The sequence below is a fragment of the Streptomyces sp. NPDC007162 genome, assembly GCF_040634175.1.
In the GTDB taxonomy this organism is placed as follows: domain Bacteria; phylum Actinomycetota; class Actinomycetes; order Streptomycetales; family Streptomycetaceae; genus Streptomyces.
Genome location: NZ_JBEYFC010000979.1, coordinates 1 through 1,521 on the forward strand (window position 1 = coordinate 1; position 1,521 = coordinate 1,521).

Here is a 1,521-nt window from a genome sequence, read left to right on the forward strand (position 1 = left end):
GTCCAGGGGCAGAACCAGTACCTCATGATCGTCGAGGCTCGGGGTGCGACCGAGCAGCGTTTCTTCCGCTCGTTCACCGCCTCCAGCCTGAACGGCCCGTGGACCCCGCAGGCCGCCACCGAGTCCAACCCCTTCGCGGGCAAGGCCAACACCAACCAAACCTGGACCAACGACATCAGCCACGGTGACCTGGTCCGCAACAACCCCGACCAGACCATGACCGTCGACCCCTGCAACCTGCAGTTCCTTTACCAGGGCAGGTCCCCCGGCTCGGACGGCACCCCCTACAACCTGCTGCCGTGGCGGCCGGGACTGCTCACCCTGCAGCACTGACCCGCCTGATCCACGGTGATGGCGATGTGGTGCGGTCCGCCCACGCGCAGACGAGCGGTTCATGGCGTGGGCGACTCCACCTGCTGACCGATACTCACCGCCTTGAGGGAGCCCCAGCCGCGCGTCGGCTGGGGTGTGCGGTGAATTACGCGAGCATCATCCGGACCTCGACGTCTGTGCCGTTGTACAGACGTCTGAGGCGTCTTCGCATCCGGTGGGCAGGTCTGGGAGGATCTCGCGGTGGACAGCACTGATGACGCCGCCCGCCGGGCGCTTGTCCGCCGCGGCTCGGCTCTGGAGTACGTCACCCTGGGCTGGAACGTGATCGGCATCGTGGTGCTCGCCGTCGCCGCGCTCTCGGCCAGGTCCGTCGCGCTGGCCGGGTTCGGCCTGGACTCCCTGATCGAGATCGGCGCCTCCACCGTGGTGGTCTGGGAACTGTCCGGCACCGGCGAGGACCGCCGACGCCGTGCGCTGAAGCTGATCGGCGTCGGCTTCGCGCTCCTGGCGGTGTACCTGCTGGTGCAGTCCACATGGGTGCTGGCCTCCGGCTTCCGGCCCCACCACTCCCTGCTGGGCATCGGCTGGACCGCGGTGACGGCTGCGGTGATGTTCACGCTCGCCGTCGGCAAGGCACGCACCGGCACCGCGCTGGACGACCCGGTGCTGAAGACCGAGGGCCGGGTGACCCTGATCGACGGCCTGCTGGCCTCCGCGGTACTGCTCGGCCTCCTGCTGAATTCCCTGGCCGGCCTCTGGTGGGCCGACCCGGCCACCGGCTACGTGCTGGTCTACTACGCACTGCGCGAGGCCAAGGAGATCTTCGTCAGCGAGCACTGACGGCCTGCTCCAGCCGGCAGACGCCCTTCTCCGGCAATGTCCGGACCGCCGCCGTCCTGGGGCCGCCGCTACGACGGCGGGTTCGGCTCCCGCTGTGCGGACTGGAGGTCGGCGAGGAGTTCCGCCTGCCCGGCCAGCACCCCGGACAGGATGGACCGCGCCACCCGCAGCAGCTCGGCCAGTTGCGGACTGGCCAACGAGTAGTACACGTTGGAGCCCTCCTTCCGGGTCCTGACCAGGTTTGCGCGCCGCAGCACGGCGAGTTGCTGGGACAGGTGCGCCGCCTCGATGCCCACCTCGGGCAGCATCTCGGCGACCGCGTGCTCTCGCTCGCTCAGCAGTTCCAGG

Annotated in this window: 3 protein-coding genes; 2 read left to right on the top strand and 1 reads right to left on the bottom strand. The window is 69.4% G+C overall.

Going from position 1 to position 1,521, the window contains the following annotated elements; genetic code table 11:
- Positions 1-333, top strand: a 333-nt coding sequence (locus ABZ646_RS46445; protein WP_360533790.1) for a non-reducing end alpha-L-arabinofuranosidase family hydrolase, incomplete at its 5' end; no start/stop codon positions are given.
- Between the two features lie 240 nt (positions 334-573).
- Complete coding sequence (locus ABZ646_RS46450; RefSeq protein WP_360533793.1) at positions 574-1,173, top strand: cation transporter; 600 nt, start codon at positions 574-576, stop codon at positions 1,171-1,173.
- Positions 1,174-1,241: 68 nt separating this feature from the next.
- Here ABZ646_RS46450 and ABZ646_RS46455 read toward each other — a convergent pair.
- Positions 1,242-1,521, bottom strand: a 280-nt coding sequence (locus ABZ646_RS46455; protein WP_360533796.1) for a metalloregulator ArsR/SmtB family transcription factor, incomplete at its 5' end; no start/stop codon positions are given.